This window comes from Algoriphagus sp. oki45, assembly GCF_036245605.1.
Classification (GTDB): Bacteria; Bacteroidota; Bacteroidia; order Cytophagales; family Cyclobacteriaceae; genus Algoriphagus.
The window spans coordinates 964,891-987,898 of sequence record NZ_BTPC01000002.1 but is presented as its reverse complement, the minus strand read 5'-3'; the positions used below and the strand labels follow the sequence as shown (position 1 = coordinate 987,898).

The 23,008-nt window shown below is 44.7% G+C and carries 18 protein-coding genes; 8 read left to right on the top strand and 10 right to left on the bottom strand.

The genetic code is table 11. The annotated features are described in order from the left end of the window. The first annotated feature begins 17 nt into the window (after positions 1 to 17). Positions 18 to 2,171, top strand: coding sequence for a cation:proton antiporter (locus AAA942_RS13870; protein ID WP_338220880.1), 2,154 nt, complete (start codon positions 18 to 20; stop codon positions 2,169 to 2,171). A gap of 9 nt (positions 2,172 to 2,180) precedes the next feature. Here the strand turns inward: AAA942_RS13870 and AAA942_RS13865 are convergent, their stop codons facing one another. After that, on the bottom strand, positions 2,181 to 2,762 hold the full coding sequence (locus tag AAA942_RS13865) for a DsrE family protein (protein ID WP_338220879.1): 582 nt from the start codon (positions 2,760 to 2,762) through the stop codon (positions 2,181 to 2,183). Positions 2,763 to 2,939: 177 nt separating this feature from the next. Between AAA942_RS13865 and AAA942_RS13860 the strand changes: the two genes are divergently transcribed. Then, the gene (locus AAA942_RS13860; RefSeq protein ID WP_338220878.1) at positions 2,940 to 3,896 is read left to right on the top strand and encodes a calcium/sodium antiporter; all 957 of its coding nucleotides are present in this window, start codon (positions 2,940 to 2,942) and stop codon (positions 3,894 to 3,896) included. 3 nt (positions 3,897 to 3,899) lie between these two features. On the opposite strand, the gene AAA942_RS13855 is transcribed toward AAA942_RS13860, so the two are convergent. Genes AAA942_RS13855 through AAA942_RS13845 form a run of 3 tightly spaced genes read right to left on the bottom strand, consistent with a single transcriptional unit; the run spans position 3,900 to position 5,315 of the window. Next, a complete protein-coding gene (locus AAA942_RS13855; protein ID WP_338220877.1) occupies positions 3,900 to 4,184 on the bottom strand; it encodes a hypothetical protein in 285 nt (94 codons plus the stop codon). Positions 4,185 to 4,191: 7 nt separating this feature from the next. Beyond that, the gene (locus AAA942_RS13850) at positions 4,192 to 4,986 is read right to left on the bottom strand and encodes a hypothetical protein (protein WP_338220876.1); all 795 of its coding nucleotides are present in this window, start codon (positions 4,984 to 4,986) and stop codon (positions 4,192 to 4,194) included. Positions 4,987 to 4,991: 5 nt separating this feature from the next. Next, positions 4,992 to 5,315: a hypothetical protein gene (locus tag AAA942_RS13845; RefSeq protein ID WP_338220875.1), complete on the bottom strand. Its 324-nt coding sequence runs from the start codon at positions 5,313 to 5,315 to the stop codon at positions 4,992 to 4,994. Positions 5,316 to 5,550: 235 nt separating this feature from the next. On the opposite strand from AAA942_RS13845, the gene AAA942_RS13840 reads away from it, so the two are divergent. The 4 genes from AAA942_RS13840 to AAA942_RS13825 all read left to right on the top strand — a co-directional run bounded on the left by AAA942_RS13840 (position 5,551) and on the right by AAA942_RS13825 (position 10,903). Beyond that, the gene (locus AAA942_RS13840; RefSeq protein ID WP_338220874.1) at positions 5,551 to 7,935 is read left to right on the top strand and encodes an outer membrane beta-barrel family protein; all 2,385 of its coding nucleotides are present in this window, start codon (positions 5,551 to 5,553) and stop codon (positions 7,933 to 7,935) included. Between the two features lie 71 nt (positions 7,936 to 8,006). After that, a complete protein-coding gene (locus AAA942_RS13835; RefSeq protein ID WP_338220902.1) occupies positions 8,007 to 10,187 on the top strand; it encodes a DUF5916 domain-containing protein in 2,181 nt (726 codons plus the stop codon). A 54-nt stretch (positions 10,188 to 10,241) separates the two neighbouring features. Further along, a complete protein-coding gene (locus AAA942_RS13830; RefSeq protein WP_338220873.1) occupies positions 10,242 to 10,487 on the top strand; it encodes a DUF6364 family protein in 246 nt (81 codons plus the stop codon). Beyond that, positions 10,484 to 10,903 carry a type II toxin-antitoxin system VapC family toxin gene (locus AAA942_RS13825; RefSeq protein WP_338220872.1) on the top strand — a complete coding sequence of 140 codons (420 nt, stop codon included), beginning with the start codon at positions 10,484 to 10,486 and terminating at the stop codon, positions 10,901 to 10,903. The genes AAA942_RS13830 and AAA942_RS13825 overlap by 4 nt, the downstream gene beginning before the upstream one ends. A 14-nt stretch (positions 10,904 to 10,917) precedes the next feature. Here AAA942_RS13825 and AAA942_RS13820 read toward each other — a convergent pair whose 3' ends face one another. From AAA942_RS13820 to AAA942_RS13810, 3 genes are all read right to left on the bottom strand, one after another. Then, the gene (locus AAA942_RS13820; protein WP_338220871.1) at positions 10,918 to 11,484 is read right to left on the bottom strand and encodes a pyridoxamine 5'-phosphate oxidase family protein; all 567 of its coding nucleotides are present in this window, start codon (positions 11,482 to 11,484) and stop codon (positions 10,918 to 10,920) included. Continuing rightward, positions 11,484 to 11,666, bottom strand: a complete 183-nt coding sequence (locus tag AAA942_RS13815; RefSeq protein WP_338220870.1) for a CPXCG motif-containing cysteine-rich protein — start codon at positions 11,664 to 11,666, stop codon at positions 11,484 to 11,486. The genes AAA942_RS13820 and AAA942_RS13815 overlap by 1 nt, the downstream gene beginning before the upstream one ends. Positions 11,667 to 11,852: 186 nt before the next feature. Then, the gene (locus AAA942_RS13810) at positions 11,853 to 14,969 is read right to left on the bottom strand and encodes a VPS10 domain-containing protein (RefSeq protein WP_338220869.1); all 3,117 of its coding nucleotides are present in this window, start codon (positions 14,967 to 14,969) and stop codon (positions 11,853 to 11,855) included. A 251-nt stretch (positions 14,970 to 15,220) separates the two neighbouring features. On the opposite strand from AAA942_RS13810, the gene AAA942_RS13805 reads away from it, so the two are divergent. Next, on the top strand, positions 15,221 to 16,363 hold the full coding sequence (locus AAA942_RS13805) for an ATP-binding protein (protein ID WP_338220868.1): 1,143 nt from the start codon (positions 15,221 to 15,223) through the stop codon (positions 16,361 to 16,363). Between the two features lie 57 nt (positions 16,364 to 16,420). Here AAA942_RS13805 and clpB read toward each other — a convergent pair whose 3' ends face one another. The 3 genes from clpB to AAA942_RS13790 all read right to left on the bottom strand — a co-directional run bounded on the left by clpB (position 16,421) and on the right by AAA942_RS13790 (position 21,108). Next, on the bottom strand, positions 16,421 to 19,045 hold the full coding sequence (clpB, locus tag AAA942_RS13800) for an ATP-dependent chaperone ClpB (RefSeq protein ID WP_338220867.1): 2,625 nt from the start codon (positions 19,043 to 19,045) through the stop codon (positions 16,421 to 16,423). 170 nt (positions 19,046 to 19,215) lie between these two features. After that, entirely contained in the window at positions 19,216 to 19,710 is a 495-nt protein-coding gene (locus tag AAA942_RS13795; protein ID WP_338220866.1) for a hypothetical protein, read from the bottom strand. 147 nt (positions 19,711 to 19,857) lie between these two features. After that, entirely contained in the window at positions 19,858 to 21,108 is a 1,251-nt protein-coding gene (locus tag AAA942_RS13790; protein WP_338220865.1) for a dipeptidase, read from the bottom strand. A gap of 171 nt (positions 21,109 to 21,279) precedes the next feature. On the opposite strand from AAA942_RS13790, the gene AAA942_RS13785 reads away from it, so the two are divergent. Then, positions 21,280 to 23,007, top strand: a complete 1,728-nt coding sequence (locus AAA942_RS13785; protein ID WP_338220864.1) for an alpha/beta hydrolase-fold protein — start codon at positions 21,280 to 21,282, stop codon at positions 23,005 to 23,007. Position 23,008: the final 1 nt, after the last annotated feature.

The window sequence follows — 23,008 nt, the reverse complement described above, 5'->3', positions numbered from 1 at the left end:
TCAATCCCCGATTTTCTATGATCAGTCTCCTTGGAATGATAGAATTTGACCTCCCGTTATCCCATCAGGGAGTCAAGTTTTTTTTGATCTTACTGATCATCCTGCTTGCCCCGCTAATCCTTAATCGACTGAGAATTCCACCCCTGCTGGGACTTATTCTTGCCGGCGCCCTTATTGGTCCCAAAGGTTTTGGACTGATGGAACGGGACAGCGGGATATTGCTATCGGGTTCTGCTGGCTTATTGTATATCATGTTTTTGGCGGGCTTGGAGATCGAGCTGGAGGAATTCAAGAAAAACAGTTATAAAAGCTTTGTATTTGGAATGTATACGTTCTGGATTCCCATGATTCTGGGGACACTCGCCGGACTATATCTTTTTGAATTCACTTGGAGCTCTTCCATTCTTCTTGCGAGTATGTTTGCCTCCCATACCTTGATTGCCTATCCCATCATTTCCAAACTTGGAGTTGCAAAAAACAGAGCCGTGACAGTGGCCATAGGAGGAACCCTGATTACCGACACGCTGGCTTTGCTGATTTTGGCCATTGTCGTGGGAATGGCGCAAGGTGAGGTGAATGGGATATTTTGGGTAAAGTTGGGAGGCTCGTTGGTTGTTTTCGGTTTTTTGGTGCTGGTACTGCTCCCAAGATTTGGCCATTGGTTTTTGAAAAAGAATGAGGACAAAGTAACCCAGTATATTTTTGTTTTGGCCTTAGTTTTTCTGGGCGCTATCCTTGCCGAACTCGCTGGAATGGAAGGAATCATCGGTGCATTTTTGGTAGGCTTGGCTTTGAGTCCAATCATCTCCAAAACTTCCCCTTTAATGAACCGAATCGAATTTGTGGGAAATGCCATCTTCATTCCTTTTTTCCTGATCAGCGTGGGGATGCTAGTCGACTTTCGGGTATTTATCAGTGACCGGGAGACGATATTTGTTGCGCTGGTGATGACCGTCGTGGCTACACTGGCCAAGTTTCTTGCTGCCGTAGCTGCGCAAAAATCATTCGGCTACACATTGGCAGAGCGAAGAATCATTTTTGGACTGAGCAATGCCCAAGCTGCAGCCACTTTGGCTGCCGTATTGGTAGGATACAATACCCTATTGGGAACAAATGAATTAGGCGAACCCATTCGTCTTCTTTCGGAATCGGTCCTGAATGGAACTATTGTCATGATCTTGGTGACTTGTTCTTTAGCCACACTGGAGGCCCAGCGTGGTGCCCAAAAAATCATCCTATCTCAGGCAGGATTGGAAGAAAATATCGGAAAGAGGGAATTTCCTGAGAAAATCCTGATTCCTATCCGAAATGAAGAAACTGCAGAGGAATTGCTTTCGCTTGCGCTTTTTTTGAAATCCTCCGGAAAAAAGAGCTCCCTCTACGGCTTGAGTATCTTAAATCCCGAAAATCAAATCTATGACGCAGAGGTAAAGGCCCAAAAAATCCTCAATAAAACTAGTATTTTGGCTGCCGCGACGGATAATTTTCTGATAGAACTGCTCCGATATGATGCTGATGTAGTGCATGGTATCGCCAGCACTGTTTATGAAAACAAGATCACAGACCTGATTCTGGGACTTCACGTTCAGCAGGATCTGGATGATTCGTTTTTGGGAAAGATGACCAACTCGTTGTTGGAAAAAGTAAACGCCACCACTTATATCTACAAACCCCATCAGTCTTTTTCTTCCCACAAAAGACACTTAGTCATCATACCCCCGAGGGCAGAAGAGGAGCTGGGATTTCCATTTTGGCTGAAAAAGGTATGGAACATCGCCAAGAATTCGGGGAAAAGGATGATTTTCTATGCAAATGAGGATACCCAGCATTACCTTCAAAAAATCCTCGATAACAATCCAATCCGGGTGGATTTCAGGCCTTTTCCTAGTTGGGATGATCCGGGAAACCTAAATATCCTTTTGAAACCTGATGACAATCTCATTATGATTCTAAGCAGAAAGGGAAATCCATCCTATCATCCCAATATGGATTTGGTGCCGGAGTTAGTCAAAACTTGGCTGAAAGAACATAGTTTTCTACTGGTATATCCAAATCCCTTAGATGCCAGAACGATTCATTCTCATGATTTCCTTCACAGCAATCTCGCTGGACCAAGAAGTAGATTAGAATTGATCGGAACAGGAATATCAAGGCTATTCCAACACAAATAACCCCCCAATCTAATCCCCGCTGACGTCCAAATAGCTGTAGCCTTTCTGATCCAAGGTAATGAAGGCAAATTTGGCGGATATGACCTGAGTGACCATGGGTGTGATTTGCTCTTTGGTATTGTTCCAAAAGGCCATGCTTTGTCCACAGATGAAAAATTCCACTCCGACCTCTTTCAATTTTTGAATAGCAGGGAGATTGGGGTTGGGGATCCCGTATTTCTTCTGATACTCCTCATCGGAGAAAACTGCCGCAGTCAGCCCACCATGGACAATCCCTGCTATTTTTAATTTTTCTGCCGGCACCCCATTGGCAATTCCCAAATTATACGTTCGTGCTACTTCCAAAATCACCGGATGAATGGCCGTAGAGTCTTTGACACGCCCGTATAGATCAATGGCAACTTTATAATCTATCGAGGAGTCGTAAGGCATCGCCGGATTTTCAATGGGAATGACTCCCACCCAAGGATGAAAATCGAGTACTGGATAGGTGATCTTATTTTTGATGTAATCTGGCATTTCCTGCTGTGCAATCAGGTCAGGGGAAAGAGCGAGGAAGGATAGCATCATCCCAAGAAAAATCCTTTTCATAGTGTTTCTGTTTGATTGCTTACAAAGTACTATTAAACCCCATATTTTCAGTGATTTATAATTCAAAATCATAAAAAAATAAATTTAGCTGGCCCTGCAATTTGAAGCTGAAAATAGCTGTAGATTTGAAGAATTTATCCTATCAACATTCTCCAAACTTTACCTTTCCTTACCGCTATGCTGATTCAAATTGGATTGCTCATTTTAGGTCTAGTCCTCTTAGTCAAAGGTGCTGATTGGCTGGTAGACGGAGCCTCCGTTTTGGCCAAAAAGAAAAATGTCTCGGACCTAGCCATAGGTTTGACAATCGTGGCTTTTGGTACCTCAGCTCCTGAGTTGGTAGTCAATGTAGTCGCAGCTTCGGGCAATTATCCGGACATCGTCTTTGGGAATGTGATCGGGTCCAATAATTTCAATCTCTTTGTCATTTTGGGAATTTCTGGGCTGATAATCCCACTTTCGGTCCAATCAAGTACGGTATGGAAGGAGATTCCCTTTTCTCTCATTGCTGCTGTAGGCTTATTTTTCCTAGCCAACAACTTCTTTTTCTCAGAGGAAACACTTCTTTCCCGCTGGGATGGGCTGATCTTGCTTATATGTTTTGCAGCCTTTTTGTACTACGTGGCCACTCAGCTCAAATCCGACCCCGAGGCAGAGCAAGTAGAGGCAAAAGATTACTCCAACTTGAAAATATGGACCTTGATCGCCATAGGACTGGCCGGCTTAGTCGGCGGAGGTAAACTCGTGGTTGACAATGCAGTGTCCATGGCCCAATCTCTGGGAGTAAGTGAAAAAATCATCGGGCTTACCATCGTGGCTGCAGGAACATCCCTTCCGGAACTTGCCACTTCAGTGGTCGCGGCGATGCGGAAAAATGCCGATATCGCAATCGGAAACATCGTAGGCTCAAATATTTTCAACCTCTTTCTAATTCTTGGTGTCAGTTCAGTTATCCGACCTTTAGAATTCAATATCTCCTTCAATACTGATCTCTACATTCTCGGCGCAGGAACCGTATTTCTTTTCCTCGCGATGTTTACCGGAAAGCGGCAAAAATTGGATCGCTGGGAAGCTTTGGTTTTATTGAGTTCCTACCTGCTTTACACCGGCTATTTGATAGGACTGGAAAGTTGATACTCACTCATTCCCCTGCAGATTCAGATTATTGAGTCCATTCCAGGCGATCATTTCTTCTTCCGCAATCTCCATAGCTTTGACCACGTATTGAAGGCTTTGGATATTGGGATCAGAGGCATGATCAAAATCGCTGGATCTAAAAGAGAAAAGCTCTCCTTCATCAAACAGCTCATCGATATCCTTGAATTCGGAAGCCATGGCCACATTGATCAATGCTGTAAAAACCTGGATTTTAGCATTTTCTAAAGCTTCAAATGCCTCTTTTACTTTTTCCTGATAGTTCATCTTTCGATTAGTTTAAGTAGAAATTCCATTTTTGGTTGGCTTGAAGGGCTTGCTTTCCCCCTAGGTAGTGGTGATAGGCCGATCGAAACTCAGATTTGTATCGGGAATGGACTTCCAAGGGAACCAAACCGAAAATCGGGTATTTGTCCAAGAGTGCAGTAAAAGCTTCCTTGAAATTGTCGAACTCTTCGATGTAGTTGACCCCCTCTTTTTTCTCAAACTCAAAGTCAGGCTCAAAGTCAAAATACCCATTTTCATCCGTAGTGAAGAAAAACCGATCCTGACTTCCCTTTTTGAATCGGAAAAAACTGATCGTGCCTCCCTCCCCGCCAATTTCACAAATCCGATCAAAGTCCAGATTGAACTCCACATCTTCCAGCACTCCCATGAAGATGAGTTCGGTATCTTCCTTTATCCTTATTGAAGGAAAATAGTCCAATCCAGATTTTTGAACCCGGTTCCAAGCCTCATCTGCCTCACAAGTCAGCGCAATCACCTCAGTTCTTATCCCCAGAGATTTAGCTTTCTTGATCATCGCAAAAAGCCCATCATCATAGCCATCCGTGTAGTATTCGACCACTACTTCCTTCCCGTCCATCAGGGACATAAATGCTTCGCTGCAGGAGGCATTGATGGCTTTCAGCTCCTGATCCCCATCTTCCATCGCTTGATAGCTCCCAAAAAACTCTTTTGCTTTCCTCGCTATATTGAAAATGCAGACCTCTCTCTTTTCGGCATACTCCCGCTCAATAAAACTACTTTTTCCTACCCCACTTGGCCCGATGACAAATATTACTTTCATGACAATCAGTGGTTCTTGGCATAATCCCACATCACTCCCCAGATATCATGATAGGCAGACAGTTTGTCTCGCTGCTCCGGGTTCTGAGCGATGGCATTTTTGAAATTTGGATAGTCTATTTCCCACACCTGCTGAGAAATGACCGATACCGCTTGCTGTTTGCCGACATAGACCCGATAGCCATAGTCCGCTTCGGGAGTTTCGAGAATACTTTCCTTTGGAAAAAGTGATTCCAAATCCTTTCTAACCCGAGCTCGAAAAAGTACCTGATCTGGCTTATCTCTATGTTGTACGATAGAAACAAACCCATTTTTACTGGCAATCCACATTTTGATTTTGAATTGATTACAGGGATAAATTTACGGGCAAAAGAATTTTGGAACTAACTTTTGACAGTAAGTGTCACTGAATAGTTTTATTTGGGATTAATCAGATCCCAGCTTTTTTCAACTCAAAATTTTCTCCTGCCATTGATCAAAAAGAGAGGCTATATCACCAAATAACGAGGTAATTTTGAAACCTAATTTGGTAGACTAACCATTTGCCCTCCCAGCCTGAAAACCTATGCACCGCCCAAAAAGCCTCCTTCGGTATTGCCTTGCCGTTTTTGCACTATTTCTATTAGGAACCAGTGCTGCTTTCTCTCAAGGGAAACTACGAGGGATGGTTCAAGACCAAACCTCCAAACAGGCCCTGCCTTTTGCCTCAGTAGCCGTTTATTCAGAAAGAGACAGTCTGATTGGAGGTGGAATTACAGAAGACAACGGAAGCTTTTCAATTGACCTCCCTTTGGGAAGGTTTTATGCTTTGGTGGAGTTTATGGGTTTTGACTCCTTCAAAAGCTCAGTCTTTGAGCTCTCCAGAGCAAATGCAAATGTCAACTTAGGAACTGTCACCCTTCAAGCATCTGATCAGAAACTGGATGAAGTAGTCGTCCAAGGCGAAAAGACTTTGATGGAGCTTTCTCTGGACAAGCGCATTTTTAATGTGGGGAAAGATTTGGCAAATGCCGGAGGTACCGCCACGGATATTTTGATGAACTTACCTTCAGTAGCAGTAGATACCGAAGGCAATGTCAGCCTTCGCGGCTCCTCCAATGTCCGGATTTTGATCGACGGAAAACCTTCTGGACTCGTCAGCTTCAAAGGCTCTTCAGGGCTCAGACAGCTGCAAGCCAATATGGTAGAGCGGGTCGAGGTCATCACCAATCCCTCCGCCCGTTACGAAGCCGAAGGCATGGCCGGAGTCATCAACATCATCCTGAAAAAAGACAGCAATCAGGGTTTTAACGGTTCCTTTGAGGTGATAGCAGGTACCCCGCTCAACTTGGGTTTTTCCACCAATCTGAATTACCGTAAAAATCGCATCAACTGGTTTATCAATTACAGCTTCGCCCGACGCTATCAGCCCTACGTCAGTGAGCAGTATCAGGAAGTTTACGAAAACGGTGAAACACTCATTCTCAGTCAGGCTAATGCCGGTGAGCTCCGCGGCTGGAACAACAGCATCCGGGGAGGATTGGACTATTTCTTTTCGGAGCAAAGCATTTTCACCGCTTCCTACCTCTGGAGAAGAACTGACGGTCGTAGAATCACCGACATTCGCTACGATGATTACCTGAATTCTCTGGACAACTTCCAAGGTTATTCCCTACGCAGGCAGGATGAAAAGGAAAAAGAACCCAATTCAGAAATAGCTTTGAACTACAAGCGGACTTTTGGGCAAAAAGGACATGAACTGACGGCTAATTTCACCTATCTGAACTACTGGGAAAATTCCGATCAGCTATTCACCGAATTCCGCTTTGATGCAAATGGACAGCCAGTTCCTGAAGAGGATTTGGTGCAGACTTCTCTCAATGATGAGTTTGAAAATCAATACCTCTTTCAGCTCGATTATGTCAAACCCATAGGCTCAGAGGGCAAATTCGAAACCGGGCTGCGGACGAGCTTTCGGGAAATGGAAAATGACTTCATTGTTTCCGAAGAAAACGAAAGCGGGGAATTGGTTCCCTTGCCCGGACTGGACAATATTTTCCTCTACAATGAAAATATCCTTGCTGCCTATGGAATAATCGGCAATAAAACCGGAGACTGGACCTATCAGGCAGGGCTTCGCGTAGAGCATACCGATGTGGAAACCATCCTCGCAGAAACCAACGAGCGCAACCCCAGAAACTACACCAATCTTTTCCCAAGTGCTCATTTGACTTACAATGTCTCCGAGGAAAACGCCTTCCAACTCAGCTACTCCCGGAGAGTGAGAAGACCGGTTTACAATGACCTCAGCCCCTATGTGACTTTTTCCGATCAGCGAAATTTCTTTAGCGGAAACCCGGATCTGGACCCGGAATTTACCGATGCCTTTGAGTTGGGGCACATCAAGTATTTCGAGAAAGGAACCCTGTTTTCCACGGCTTACTTCCGAAACACGGTAGATAAAATCGAGCGGATCCGAACAGTAAATGAGGAAGGTTTTGCGACCACTTTGCCTTATAATCTGAATGGGGAAAAATCCTTTGGCCTGGAATTCAGTGCCGATTACCGGCCCAAAGACTGGTGGAAGCTGGATCTGAACCTGAACTTCTTTCATGCCAATATCGACGGAAGTAATATTCAGGCGGACTTTGAGGCAAGGACTACCTCATTCCTTGCCCGGCATTCCTCCAGGTTCACCTTGGATGGGGGCTGGGATTTGCAGCTGCGGGCAAACTACGATGCACGACAAAAAACGGCTCAAGGAGTCAGAAAAGGCATTTTCTTCCTTGATCTCTCGGCGAGCAAACAAATCATGCAGGAGCGAGGCAGGCTGATATTGACTGCCAATGATATCTTCAATTCCCGAAGAAACCGCTACATCATCGAAGGAGAAAATTTCTTCACCGAAGGAGACTCTCAGTTTATCCGACGGCAGATCAATCTGACTTTTTCTTACCAAATCAATCCATAAAACCCTTCCTTTTGCGACTCCTGTCACTGAAATCCAAGCCATCCTTTCTCAATTTTGGGAGGTTAAATGCTATGCTCCGATTTACCGCTTCACTTCTCTTCCTTTCCCTGGTTTGCAATAGTCTCGTTCAGGCTCAAAAAATCAATGATGCCTACCGCCTCCACATGAAGCGGGCTACATCTCCGATTTTGATCGACGGAGTGATGGATGAGCAAGCTTGGGAAGAGGCTGAGGTGGCCTCTGATTTTTTTATGATCACACCGATGGATACCAGCTTTGCACAGGTGCAGACGGACGTCCGGATGACTTACGATGATCAAAATCTATATCTCATCGTGGTCAATCATCATCTGTTGGAGGGACCTTACATGGTCGAGTCGCTTCGAAGAGATTTCTCTTTTGGTAAAAACGACAACTTCCTGCTATTCATGGACCCATTTGATGATCAGACCAACGGCTTCACCTTCGGGGCAAATGCTGCTGGAGCCCAATGGGATGGAATCATGTTCAACGGAGGATCGGTGGATTTGAGCTGGGATAACAAATGGACCTCCAAAGTCAGCAATTACGAAGACAAATGGATCTTTGAAGCGGCAATTCCTTTCAAGTCTATCCGGTATAAAAAGGGTATCAAAGAATGGGGAATCAACTTCTCACGACTGGATCTAAAAGCCACCGAAAAATCAGGCTGGGCACCCGTACCCCGTCAGTTTCCTTCAGCTTCTTTGGCTTACACAGGCGTTTTGGTTTGGGATGAGGCCCCTCCGGAAGCTGGAGCCAATGTTTCCGTGATCCCTTACCTGTTGGGAGGGGTGTCCAAAGATTTCGAATCGGAGGGAGAAACCCAGTATCGGAGGGAGTTTGGAATGGATGCCAAGATTGCCCTGACTTCTTCATTGAATCTGGACTTGACGGTGAACCCGGACTTTTCTCAGGTAGAAGTCGATCGCCAAGTGACCAATCTGGATCGGTTTGAGCTCTTTTTCCCCGAACGAAGGCAGTTTTTTCTGGAAAACGGAGACCTCTTCGCCAACTTCGGCTACAGCACCATTCGGCCCTTTTTCTCCAGAAGAATTGGTCTCAATGCGCCAATCCAATTTGGAGCCCGACTCAGTGGAAAGATCAACAAGGACTGGCGTATAGGTGCCATGAATATGCAAACTGGAGCCGTCGACTCAGAAGGCCTTCCTTCCCAAAACTTCACAGTCGTTGCTCTTCAAAGACAGGTTGGTGCCCGCTCCAATATCACCGGCATCCTGATCAACAAGCAATCCCTGAACTACAACCCGGACCCCGAATCTGAGCATCCAGTCTACAGCCAATTCAACCGCAATGTAGGTTTGGAATACAATTTGGCTTCATCCAATAACCTTTGGACAGGAAAGGCCATGGTTCTGAAAAGTTTTGGTCCGGACGGCACTCAGGAAGGCTTTGTCCATGCCGCCAATCTCCGCTACGCTTCAGGAAACCTGACTTGGAACTGGCAGCATGAGTATGTGTCTGAAAACTACACTGCTGAGGTGGGCTTTGTACCCAGAAACGGCTTCTATAAAATCAGTCCTACAGTAGGGTACCGCTGGTTCCCAAAAAGCGAAAAGATCCTTTCCCACGGTCCGGATGTGGGAACAAACTTCTTTTTCAATACTTCTGGAGAACAAACCGACAACACCACCTATGCTGCATATAATGTAAAATGGAGAAGCCAAAGTACCTTTATGCTGTGGGCAGGCTATGATTTTGTAAAGCTGCAACGGCCTTTTGACCCAACCAATTTCTCGGGAGAAACCCTGCCCGCAGGAACCATTCACACTTGGAGAGCTTGGGGCACCGAGTATGCTTCCAAACCTCAAAGTCTATTCACTTACAGCTTTTCCACTCGAATGGGCGGATACTACGCTGATGGGGATCGGTACAATATCAGCACCGAGCTGGGCTATCGATTCCAGCCCTATGTCAGCATCGCCATGAGCACCAATTACAACCGGATCGTACTTCCGGAACCTTGGAATACGACCAATTTTTGGTTGGTCGGCCCACGGGTGGATGTGACGATGACCAATACGCTTTTTTTCACGGCCTTTGTTCAATACAATGAGCAGATCAAAAACATCAACCTGAATACCCGCTTCCAGTGGAGATTTCAGCCGGCTTCGGACTTATTTATCGTGTACACGGATAATTATCTACCAGCACCATTTTATACCAAAAACCGCTCAATCGTGCTAAAATTCACCTATTGGTGGAATGTCTGATCAAAAAATGGACTCTGCTTGAAAATTTCACGTATAAGAATTAATTTTATACGTATGAATAAAAAGCTTACTCTTTCTTTAGATGAGGACATCATTGAGAAAGCAAAAATCTATGCTTCCCAAACCGGAAGAAGTCTTTCGAGTCTTGTGGAGGATTTTTTTGAAAACCTGACCGAGAAATCCTCATCCACTCAAATTTCAGCGAAAATCAAACGTATTTCAGGGAAAATCGAAGTTCCTTCTGACTTTGATTGGGAGGAAGAGTTGAGAAAAGGCTTAGAAGAAAAGCACCTGAGATGAAGCTTTTTTTGGACACCAATATCATCATTGACTTTTTGACCAATCGGCCGCCATTTACGGAGGAAGCAATAGCTCTTTTTCAACTTGCAGAAGACGGAAAAATTGATCTTTTCACCTCTACACATGTTTTGGCCAATACCCATTATGTTTTGAAAAAGTTTGTTGAGGACAAAAAACTCAGAGAAACACTCCTCGAATTAGCCGAGATGATTACGATCGCTGATGTAACTTCCAAGGGTTTTTTGACTGCGCTCAAGTCAAATCATAAGGACTTTGAAGATGCGGTTCAAATCAGCACTGCAGAGCACATTGGAGACGTGCATTATATCATAACCCGAAATCTTAAAGATTTTAAATCCTCTTCTGTTCCGGCAATTTCAGTTCATGAGTTGTTGAGAATACTTTCTGGAAAGTAAAATCACCCCAAAAATCAAGGAACCAACCAAGCCCCTTTCCAATCCTTATCCTTGGAAAACATCACCCGAAGATGTCCTTCTCTTCGAAGCTGTAAAACCTCGATTTCCATCGGAGAAAATTCCAAAACGCAGAAAAAGTGATTTTCTAAATCTCCTTGCTTCCCTCCTTCCTGAGGATTAGAAATGGGTGTTCCCGGAGCTAGGGCGCAGGTATATTCTGACCTTCGGTGGACGGGAATTGTTTTCCATATTTCTTTAGACAAATCATCCTGAAAATGAAGCTTAGCCTGAGTCTTTATCCGGATTTGAACCTGCTTTTTGGGATGGTAAAAATGAAGGGATGCGTTGGAATTTTGCTGTAAGTTCGAGCACTTTTCAGACCGATAATCGGTGTAGACAAAAAAATGAAGCTCCTCACTTACCTTTCTTAGCACCACCGTACGAACTGAGGGAAAATCCCCAGAAACCGTCCCCAAATTAACCCAATGAAAGGGGTGCTTGACGTTCAAAGCCCCGCGATGTAATTCGTGCTTGACCGCCTGCCAGATATCTTCCAAACTATCTGTGTCCTTAAACAGCATTATTGCTCGATCGAGTTGGCTTCAAAAAAGACCAATTCTCCCTCTTCAAACTCCACATGAAGCTCAATGGGATTGCAGCAAACTTCGCAATCCTCAATGTACTCCTGCCTGGAAACTGAGGGATCAAGCAACATAGAAATCTCCTGAAAGCAATGAGGGCATTGGAAGTAGTGTTCGTGCATGATGTAGAAACTTGTGAGGATGGAAAAAGTTGAATAGAGGCTTTATAAAATGGATCACCCTGAGCGGAGTCGAGAACCCTTCGACTCCGCTCAGGGTGACCAGAATTCGGGAGCTATTGGAAATTTTCATTTCGTTTTCAGCTTTATCTTAAATGTAAAGCCTCGCAATGGAGATATTTTATCTCCTTAATCCTTCTTTGGTCCCAAAATCGGAATTTTCTGATCGATCATGGACTTTTCTAAGGCTTGGGTAGAAGCCATTACCCTTTCGACTTGCCCTTTGACTTTTTCATAAACATCCATAAGATCTTTGGCTCGTTGCTTTTGGCCCTCGGTGATCGGAGGTTCACCTTCATTGATTGCTCCATAGATATGCAAGAGGTCGGCATCCAGTTTATTCGGGAAATTAATCACATCCTGGAAGGTCTTCTGCTTAGTCTGAATCAATTCTGACTCGGCTTCATCGATGGCTGTCAGCACTTCTTTGGCCTGAGTATGCCAAGCCTCATACTTTTCTGAATCGACTCGACTTTGCAAATCTGTGATCTGTGTGCGAATACTGCGTAAATCTTCAGCCATCGAACGGGTATCAATGATCGCTTCTCGAAGGCTCGTCAACTGAGCATCCTGCTCTTGATACTGTGTAGCTGTAACGGTCCATCTTGGGTCGGGCTTTACTTCTATTTCCTTGCTGATCTCCTGGTCTCCGTAGCGCATCACCAATTTGTATTTACCGGGAATCACTCGCTGGGCCGAAGAACCGATTCCTGAAAACACACCTTTGACAGATTCAAAAGAATCCAGACTCAAATCCCAATTCAGGCGATTCATACCGGTTTTCTTCTTGATTTTCCCGGTTTTAGCCTCCGAATCAGTCGTGAATTTGCGTAGCACTTTTCCACTCATATCCTGAAATTCGGCTTCCAAAAGCACCGAATCCACATTTTCTTTTAGGTAATACATCACTGAAAATCCGGGATAAGGATTTTGCCCTGCTTGTGGATTATTTCCACGGAAAGCAAAATCACGAATCGCAGCCTCAGGTTCATAAACGTAGAAGTTAGCGTCTGCGGCAGCTTTCAGTTCATACAGCGGATTCAAATCATCCATCACCCAAAATGCCCTTCCGGAAGTGGCAATGATCATATCATTGTCCTGAATCATCAGGTCATTGATGGGCACTACCGGCAAATTCTGCTGGAATTTTTCCCATTGCTGGCCTCCATTGAAAGAGACATAGAGACCCGTCTCTGTACCAGCATACAGCAAGTCCTTTTGGTTAGGATCTTCCCGTACGACCCTTACAAAAGCTTCCTGCGCTATTCCATTGACCAAGCGGGTCCAAGTGGCGCCGTAATCGGTCGATTTGAAAATATGAGGGGTGAAGTCATTGTATTTGTAACTGGTAAAGGCCACATAAACGGTCGCTGGATCATGAGGAGATACCTCGATCTGATTGACCATGCCTTCGGGTGTATTGGGGATGGTGATATTGGACCAGCTTTGGCCTCCATCCTTGGTGACATGAAGCAAACCATCGTCCGCACCGGCATACAAGACATCCGGAGTATGCGGAGATTCTGCCAAATACATAATCGTATGGAAAACCTCCCCGCCGGCACCCTCATTGGTAATCGGACCTCCACCATAATCCAAATGGGCTGGATCATTTTTGGTCAAATCCGGCGAAACTTCCTCCCAGCTTAATCCTCGATTGGTCGTCTTCAAAATCACATTTCCGGCATGGTAAATCACCGAAGGATCATGCTTGGAAGCAATGATGGGTGCATTCCAGTTGAATCGATACTTGACTTCGGCTGGCTTGGAAGCCAAGCCTTGGTAAGGATAGGCCATCACGTCCTTTTCCTGCTTAGTCTTTGCATTCCACTCCGTGATGATGCCCTGATAGCAGCCCGAATAGATGTAAATTGGATTTTCCGGGTCGAAAGCAGAATAAGCAGATTCGCAGCCACCCACAGGATAAAACTCCTCCCAGCCGATTCCTGAACCATTTGCACGGGAGGCTAAAGAAACGGATGAATTATCCTGCTGACCTCCATAAATGCGATAAGGGAATTGCTGATCCACATTTACCCGATAGAATTGAGCAGTAGGCTGATTATCCTGACGGGACCAATTTTTACCGCCATCGATAGATACGTTTCCTCCCCCGTCATTGGCATTAACCATGTATTGGGGATGCTTCGGATTGATCCAAAGCTGATGATTGTCACCATGACGGGTTCGGAGATTGACAAATGTCTTCCCCCCATCCTTGGACTCCACCAAAGGCGCATTCATAATGTAAACTGTCTCCGGCTCGGTAGGATGAGCCAAAATATGCATGTAATACCAAGATCGGGCCCGAAGGAGTCGATCCTCATTGACCAATTTCCAAGTTTTCCCCGCATCATTAGATCGGTAAAGCCCACCGTCTTCGGCTTCGATGATAGCCCAGACGATATTGTTATTGGCACGGGAAACGGATATTCCGATTTTCCCCATCACTCCTTTAGGAAGACCTTCGCTAAGTTTGGTCCAGGTTTTTCCCATATCCGAGGACTTGTAGATTCCTGAACCCGGGCCTCCACTCTGTACCTTCCAGGGAAATCTTCGATGATCCCAATAGGCAGCATAGATCATTCGTGGATTCGTCATATCCATACTGAGGTCGGAAACTCCGGAGTTTTCGTCTACATAATGGACTTTCTCCCAAGATTCCCCTCCATCCTCGGAGCGATAGATTCCCCTGGCATCGGTCGCGCCGTAGGGACTTCCCTGTCCACCCACGATGACTAGGTCAGGATTGCTTGGATGAACTACAATCTTGGAAATTTGTCGGACCTCAGAAAGCCCTATGTGCTTCCAGGTTTTTCCTCCATCCACTGATTTGTAGACTCCATCTCCATGAGATGTCATCACTCCTCTGACAGGCGCTTCTCCCATTCCTACATAGACTACATTTGGATCGGATTCCGCAACGGTGATAGCACCTACGGATGCAGTGCCAAAGAATCCGTCGGAAACATTGAACCAGCTTTCACCGGCATCGGTGGTTTTCCATACTCCGCCGACTGAGCCTTGATAGAAAGTCAAAGGTTCCTGAACTACTCCTGCCACGGCCGTAGCGCGACCTCCCCGGAAAGGTCCGACAAGACGGAATTCCATGGCATTGTAAAGTGCTGTATCATAATTGACTTCTTGAGCCGGCTCAGATTTCTTTTTGGATTTCTGTGAAAAGACACTTTCGGGTGACAAAAGCAAAAGCAACCCTAGGAAAAGGGGGCTGAATTTTAAACGCATGATGGATTGGGTTTGGTGGTAAGGAGTAAGTTACAAAAGGCTGGGAAAAATGAGTACAGAAAACATAAATTAGCTTTTCCTAAAAGGAAGTAACTGACGGAATTTACATGAATTGCGTCAATTAATTGACTGAATTAACGTTAATTGCGTCAAATAACTGACGGAATTAACATAAATTACGTCAACTTAATTTGGATTTATTGAATGAATGAGTCAATTTTAGACTGATATTCAGTGATATAAGATATTTAATGGTAATTTATCCAAGAGCGATTCAGGAAGTTTTTGAAAAAAAGCTAAGACCCAACAAGGTGCTGATGCTGATCGGCCCAAGAAGAGTGGGAAAGACTGCCTTTATCCGAGACTATATTTCCCGGTGGAAAACTGAAGAAAGACTCACCATAAACGGCGATGACGTCACAGACGCGGCATTGGTTCAGGAAAGGTCTGTCGCAAATTATACCCGATTGCTAGCAGGTAAAAAACTCCTTGTCATCGACGAGGCGCAGCACATACCTGATATCGGAATGGCTTTAAAGCTTATCGTAGATACCATCGAGGGAATTCATGTGATCGCTACGGGATCTTCAGCTTTTGACCTTCATCAGCAAGTGGGTGAGCCATTGGTCGGACGGAAAAACACCCTTTACCTTTTTCCTTTAGCTCAAATGGAATTCAAGGAGCGGGAAGATTATAAGACCACGTTGGAAAAACGTGAAGAGCGACTCATTTTTGGAGGCTATCCGGAGTTAAACCAATATCCGGACTGGAAAGATAAACAGGATTATCTCTACCAAATCATGAATGATTACCTACTGAAGGACATCTTGATGGTAGACGGAATCAGAAACTCAGAGAAGCTTTATTCCTTGCTGAGACTAATAGCCTTTCAAGTGGGGAAAGAAGTCTCACTAGAAGAGCTGGGCCGGCAACTCAGCATGTCCAAAAATACGGTAGAACGATACTTGGATATGCTATCCAAAGTTTTTGTAGTATACCGAATCGGCGGATTCAGCAAAAATCTAAGGAAGGAAATCGTCAAAAATAGCCGTTGGTACTTTTATGACAATGGCGTACGAAATGCCTTGATTCAGAACTTCAATCGTCTGAATTTAAGAATGGATGTAGGAGAATTATGGGAAAATTATTTGGCAGCTGAGCGCCTGAAATTCCAGAGCTATACTCAAATGCACTGCAACAATTACTTCTGGAGAACATACGATCAGCAAGAATTGGATTGGGTGGAAGAAGAAGGTGATCAATTACGAAGCTACGAATTCAAATACTCCCTGAATAAAACTCCAAAAGCCCCAACTGCTTGGTCAAAAGCCTATCCTCAAGCGCACTTTGAATTGATTCATTCGGGGAATTATCTGGATTGGATTGGGGGGTGAAAAGAACCCCCGACCTCTATTCAAGACCGGAGGTTAAATATGATCAGTATTTTAGATTTACTCCACCTCTACAGCAGCGTCTACATTTTTGAAGTACACCTGCTTATCGGCATCCAAATCAACCAAGACAGCTGAATCATTCTTGATATAGCCTGCCAAAATCTGCTTGGAAAGCTCATTTAAAATCAAACGCTGCATGGTCCTTTTCAAAGGTCTCGCACCAAACTGTGAATCAAATCCTACTTCCCCAAGATAATCCAAAACTTCTTTGGTTGCCTCTATCTCAATGTTGGATTCAGAAAGCCGCTTTTGGATTTCTCTCCATTGGATGTCGACGATTTTACGAATGATCTGCTTGTTGAGCGGCTCAAACATAATCGTTTCATCGATTCGGTTGAGGAATTCCGGTCGGACTGTCTTCTTGAGCAAATCGAAGACTTCTGCTTTGGTTTTTTCAAGAATTCCCTCTTTGTTCCACTCCTCCATCTCAGCAAATCGCTCCTGAATCAGATGCGAACCGATATTCGTGGTCAGAATGATAATCGTATTCTTGAAATTGGCGATACGACCCTTGTTGTCGGTCAAACGACCATCATCCAAGACCTGAAGCAAGATATTGAAGACATCCGGATGGGCTTTTTCGATCTCATCCAGCAAGATGACGGAGTAAGGCTTTCTCCTTACGGCTTCTGTTAATTGCCCACCTTCATCGTACCCAACGTATCCCGGAGGCGCTCCCACCAATCGGCTGACGGCATGTCGTTCTTGGTACTCCGACATATCGATACGCACCATTGCATTTTCGTCATTGAAAAGGTATTCCGCCAGGGCTTTCGCCAACTCGGTCTTTCCGACCCCGGTAGTACCCATAAAGATAAAACTGCCAATCGGACGCTTTGGATCCTGCAAACCTGCACGACTTCTGCGAACCGCATCGGACAAGGCTGCAATGGCTTCCCGCTGACCGGCAACTCTTTTTCCAAGCTCATCTTCCAAATGAAGTAACTTTTCCCGCTCGGATTGGATCATTTTCGAAACCGGAATTCCGGTCCATTTGGATACGACAGAGGCGATGTCTTCCTGATCCACTTCTTCTTTGAGAAGGGGGGAACCAGCCTGCATTTCTGCCAATTGGCTTTTGAAGGATTCGAGCTTTTTCTCAGCCTCGACGATTTTGCCGTAACGGATCTCGGCTACTTTTCCAAAATCCCCTGCACGCTCGGCTTGTTCCGCTTCCAATTTCAGCTTTTCGATGGCCTCTTTTTCACGCTGAATGCCCATGATCACGGCTTTTTCGCTTTCCCATTTGGCTTTTACGGACTGTCTCTTTTCGGACAATTCTGCGATTTCTTTACTTAAAACCACCTCCTTATCCTTATTATTTTCCCGTCGAATTGCTTCTCGCTCGATTTCCAGTTGCATAATTCTCCGGTTGAGTTCGTCCAGCTCTTGAGGCAAAGAATCGATCTCCATTCTAAGCTTGGCAGCTGCCTCATCCATCAAGTCAATGGCTTTATCCGGCAAAAATCGATCTGAAATGTATCGCTGCGAAAGCTCAACAGCCGCAATGACTGCATCGTCTTTGATTCGAACCCCATGGTGAAGCTCATATTTATCCTTGATGCCTCGAAGGATGGAAATGGCGTCTGCTGCATCCGGTTCATCCACGATCACGGCTTGGAATCTTCGTTCCAATGCTTTGTCCTTCTCGATGTATTTTTGATACTCCTTCAGGGTGGTTGCACCGATGGCATGGAGTTCACCACGTGCCAAAGCAGGCTTGAGCAAGTTGGCTGCATCCATAGCACCTTCTCCTCCACCTCCAGCACCGATCAAGGTGTGAATCTCATCGATAAAGAGAATGATCTCTCCATCCGAATCCGTCACTTCTTTGATCACGGCCTTCAATCGCTCCTCAAATTCTCCCTTGTATTTGGCGCCTGCGACAAGCAAGCCCATATCCAGAGAGATCAAGGTTTTACTTTTCAGGTTTTCCGGCACGTCACCGGAGACGATTCGCTGTGCCAGTCCCTCGACGATCGCAGTCTTACCCACACCGGGTTCTCCGAGGAGAATAGGGTTGTTTTTGGTACGTCTAGCGAGAATCTGCAGTACCCGTCTGATTTCTTCATCTCGGCCAATTACCGGGTCAATTTTACCCTTTTTGGCCAATTCGTTCAGGTTTTTGGAATACTTTTCCAAAGCCCTGTACTTGCTTTCTGCGTTGGGATCAGTCACTTTATTTCCTTTTCTTAATTCCTTGATAGCTTCGATCAGGGGCTTTTCTGATACACCCTGATCTTTCAACAGTTGGGCAGTAGCATCGCTTCCTGCCAAAATCCCCAAAAGCAAATGCTCAATGGCGACATATTCATCCCCGAAAGTTTTGAGATAATCTTTGGCTTTGGTCAAAGCCTGATTGGCAGCACCGGATAAGTAGGGCTGCTGATTGGCTCCGCTGACTTTGGGAAGTTTACCCAATTGCTCCTCCAGCTTTTGGGTGATTAGCTGCTTATTCGTTCCGAGTTTCTTGAATAGAAACTCAGAAACATTTTCATCCTCAGAAAATATCCCCTTCAGCAAATGAGCTGGCTCAATGTTGGGTTGCCCCGAAGCCATAGCCAGTTCAGCTGCTTTTTGGATAGCTTCCTGAGACTTGATGGTGAATTGTTTGAAATCCATGTATTGCTAGTGGTTTAGTGTTCTTGCATCCAAAGCTCAAATCTTTCGCCAAGAACAAATCCAAGCCACTATGTCTGAAATCAATGTGAAAAAAATCTTTTTTCGGAAATTTTGACATAAAAAAACACCTGATTTCTAAATCAGGTGCTTTACTTAAGTGGAAAAAAGAATTAGTTTTTTTCCTTTAAAAGTTCCTTCGCTGAAGGAGCTCTTTTATTGACAACAGAATTTTTATTGATCAAATCAGGGAAAAATAATCTTACGCGATACTGTTCTTGGGTCAAATAAATCGAGCTCATCCCATCGGAAATCAAATTGATGGTCTCCATATCTTGCTCCTCAAACCACTCTGGATCCAAAGCTTTGAACATCCTATTTAATGGACTATAAGAACCATCATCCTTTTGTACAAAGACAGGATTGGTCAATTTGCCATCTTTGATGGTGGCCTTTCCCATATAGCATTCACTTTGATTATTGTGAATCACGGAAATCACAACTATATGCTCTCCATCAGTTGGCTCACTAGCCCCTCGATTGTGAAACTCAATGTAATAGTCAGTGTAGCAACCCTGAACACCCTGTTTGAATATACTTGCTTCTTGCTGTGCATTAGCTTGAAAAAAGCCAACGGAGAGAAGTAGAGCTACAAAATACTTTTTCATATGATTGTTTGATTGAAATTTTTTCAAACTAAAGGAATATATTCCTATTTAAAAATATTTTTATTTTTTCTTCATTACTTCGTTTGACTGTACTATTTCTTTCAACAGGCAAATGAGGAGGAAGCCTAAATTATCTGTTGATTTTTCTCATTTTGAATTAGCTGCATATTCCTCTACCGCTTTCCAAACGCGGAAAATATTTTTATAACAGATTTTCTCGATATCCTCTTTGGAATATCCTCTTTTTAATAATTCTGCGATCAGATTGGGGAACATCGACACATCCTTCAGACCAGTAGGCAAAGAATCCCCGACTCCGTCAAAGTCCGAACCAAGGCCCACATAATCGATTCCAACCAGATTTCTTACATGATCGATATGGTCCGCCACGCGCTGCACCGTTGGGAAAGGATTATTGGCTGCCGCATAAGCTTCGGCATAGGCTCTAAATGCAGAATCCGATCTGCTCAGGTTATTCTCTGCCATGTAATTAACCAAATGCTCTCGGACCTTGGCAGAGCCAGCTGCGTAGGCAGAGTCAATGAAACTACCTCCAAAATTGATCATCATCACCCCGCCGTTTTTTGCCATGGCCTGAATCAATTCGTCACTCATATTTCGCTCAAAACCCGGAGTGAACTTCCTGACAGACGAGTGGGATGCGATCACCGGAACTTGGGTGATGGCCAAGGCATCCCGGAAGGTATAGTCCGAAACGTGGCTCAAGTCCACCATGATTCCCACGCGGTTCATTTCAGCCACTACTTTTTCCCCGAATTCACTCAGTCCTCCGTGAGTACCCGTAGTATCATAGCTAGCATCCCCAATCAAATTGTCCTTTCCATGGGTAAGCGTAATGTATCGGATCCCTCTTTTGTGAAAATATTCCACATTGGCCAAATCATCCTCGATGCCTGCTCCGTTCTCCATACCCATCGGTAATGAAATCAGCCCTTTGGCAAAATTGGCTTCAATATCCGCCGGGCTATATGCCATTGCAAACTTATCCGGGAAAGTCGAGGCCAATCTTTCAGTCATCAATATCAGAGAATCTGCCAAGGCTTTGGAAGCTCCAGGAATAGCTTGGTTCCCAGCTGGAATATAGATAGACATAAAAGGGGCATCCAATCCCCCCTCTTTGGAGCGGGGATAGTCAAAATTTCCATCTGGAGTACGAACTGACACGTCCAAAATCTCTCGCTGAAGTGTAAATCCCCCCACTTTCATCCGATAGGGCAAATCCACATGTCCATCCACCATGATGGTAGATTGGGCGATTTCTTTGGCAATTTCTAAACGCTTTGCATCGGAGAGTTGGGTGTAATCGATTTGAGGACTTTTGGTTTCGCAGGAAAAGATCATTCCCGCTAGAGCAATTAGGCTAAGGTATTTTTTCATAAGGCGGTTTTTTACAGTTCTAAAAATAGAAGTATTCTAAAGTCAGTTGATAAAATATCCATAAATGGCCAATAAAACTGAATATCCTTGGCATACCTGTGGGTATACAGCCTTAGTCTCGAACTAAACGATGGATTTTGTGTAAATTTCCTTTCAACCAACCCATCAATCATGAAAAATTTATCCGGACTTTTTCTGCTCCTCTTTCTCTTGGCTTCTTGCCAAACTGTCCAAGACTCCCCGATTTCAATATTCATCGATGAATCCCTTCAGGGAGACCTGCAAGATGGCCGACTCCTGCTCATATTCTCCACCAATCATGAAGCTGAACCACGATTCGGGATCAGCGACAATGTCGGAACCAATCAGGTTTTCGGGATGGATTTTGAAAATTACCAAGCTGGAGAACCTTTGATTTTTGACATGGAGAGTTTTGGATACCCGATCGAAAGTATGGCTGATATTCCCGCAGGAGATTACACGGTTCAGGCTTTCATCCAGAAATATGAAACTTTTTCCCGCTCTGATGGGCACACGGTTAAGCTTCCCATGGACCAAGGAGAGGGAAGACAGTGGGCTCGAGCTCCAAAAAACATCTACTCCACCCCACAAAAAATCACTTGGGAAAATGGGAAATCACTTTCTCTAACCATAGATCAAATCATCCCAGCAGTCACCGAACCGGAAGACACCCAATACATCAAGCATATCAAAATCAAATCAGAGAAGTTGTCTGAATTTTGGGGTAGAGATATGTACTTGGGGGCTCATGTATTGCTTCCTGAGGGATTTGAAGAAAATCCAAATCAGTATTATCCTCTGATGATTTATCACGGGCACTTCCCATCTGATTTTGGCGGTTTCCGCACTGTTCCTCCTGACCCGGATTTGGGAGAGGATGACTATAGTGCAAGATTTGGGATCTATGGCTATGAGAAAATGCAGCAACAGGAAGCCTATGATTTCTACCAGAAATGGATTTCTCCCGACTTCAAGCGATTCATTGTGATCGAAATCCAGCATGCCAACCCGTACTACGATGACAGCTATGCCGTAAACTCTGCCAATTTGGGTCCCTATGGCGATGCAATCACCTATGAGCTCATTCCTTATATCGAGAAGGAGTTTCGGGGAATCGGAGAAGGATGGGCCCGGTTTCTTTATGGAGGATCTACGGGCGGCTGGGAGGCATTGGCTGTGCAGGTTTTTTATCCAGATGAATATAATGGGTGCTTTGCCGCATGTCCAGACCCAATTGATTTCAGAGCCTTTACCTCAATCAATCTATACGAGGATAAGAACGCATATTACAAAGAAGGGAATTTCAGAAAGACACCCCGGCCGGGTCACCGCAACTATCTAGGGCATGTCAATGCCATGGTCAAAGACATGAATCATCGGGAACTGGCATTGGGAGGAGAAAAAAGCCGATCCGGAGATCAATTCGACATTTGGCAGGCGGTCTACTCCCCTGTAGGAGAAAATGGGTATCCCAAGCCAATCTGGGATAAATACACAGGAGAAATCGACTCGGAGGTAGCAGCATATTGGAGAGAAAACTTCGATCTGAGATACATCATGGAGAGAGATTGGGCAACGCTTGGACCCAAACTGGAGGGAAAAATCAGGATTTATTGCGGAGATATGGACAATTACTATCTCAACAATGCAGTATACCTTACCGAAGAATTTTTAGAAAAAACAGAGAACCCTTTTTACGCTGGAGAGGTTGCTTATGGTGATCGGGCTGAGCATTGCTGGAACGGAGATCCAAATTTACCCAACTACATCACCCGACTGCGGTACAATACCATGTATTTGGATAAAATTGCCGAACGACTTCAGCAAACAGCCCCCCCTTCTTTTAATCAAAACAACTGGACACTAACCAAAAACTAAA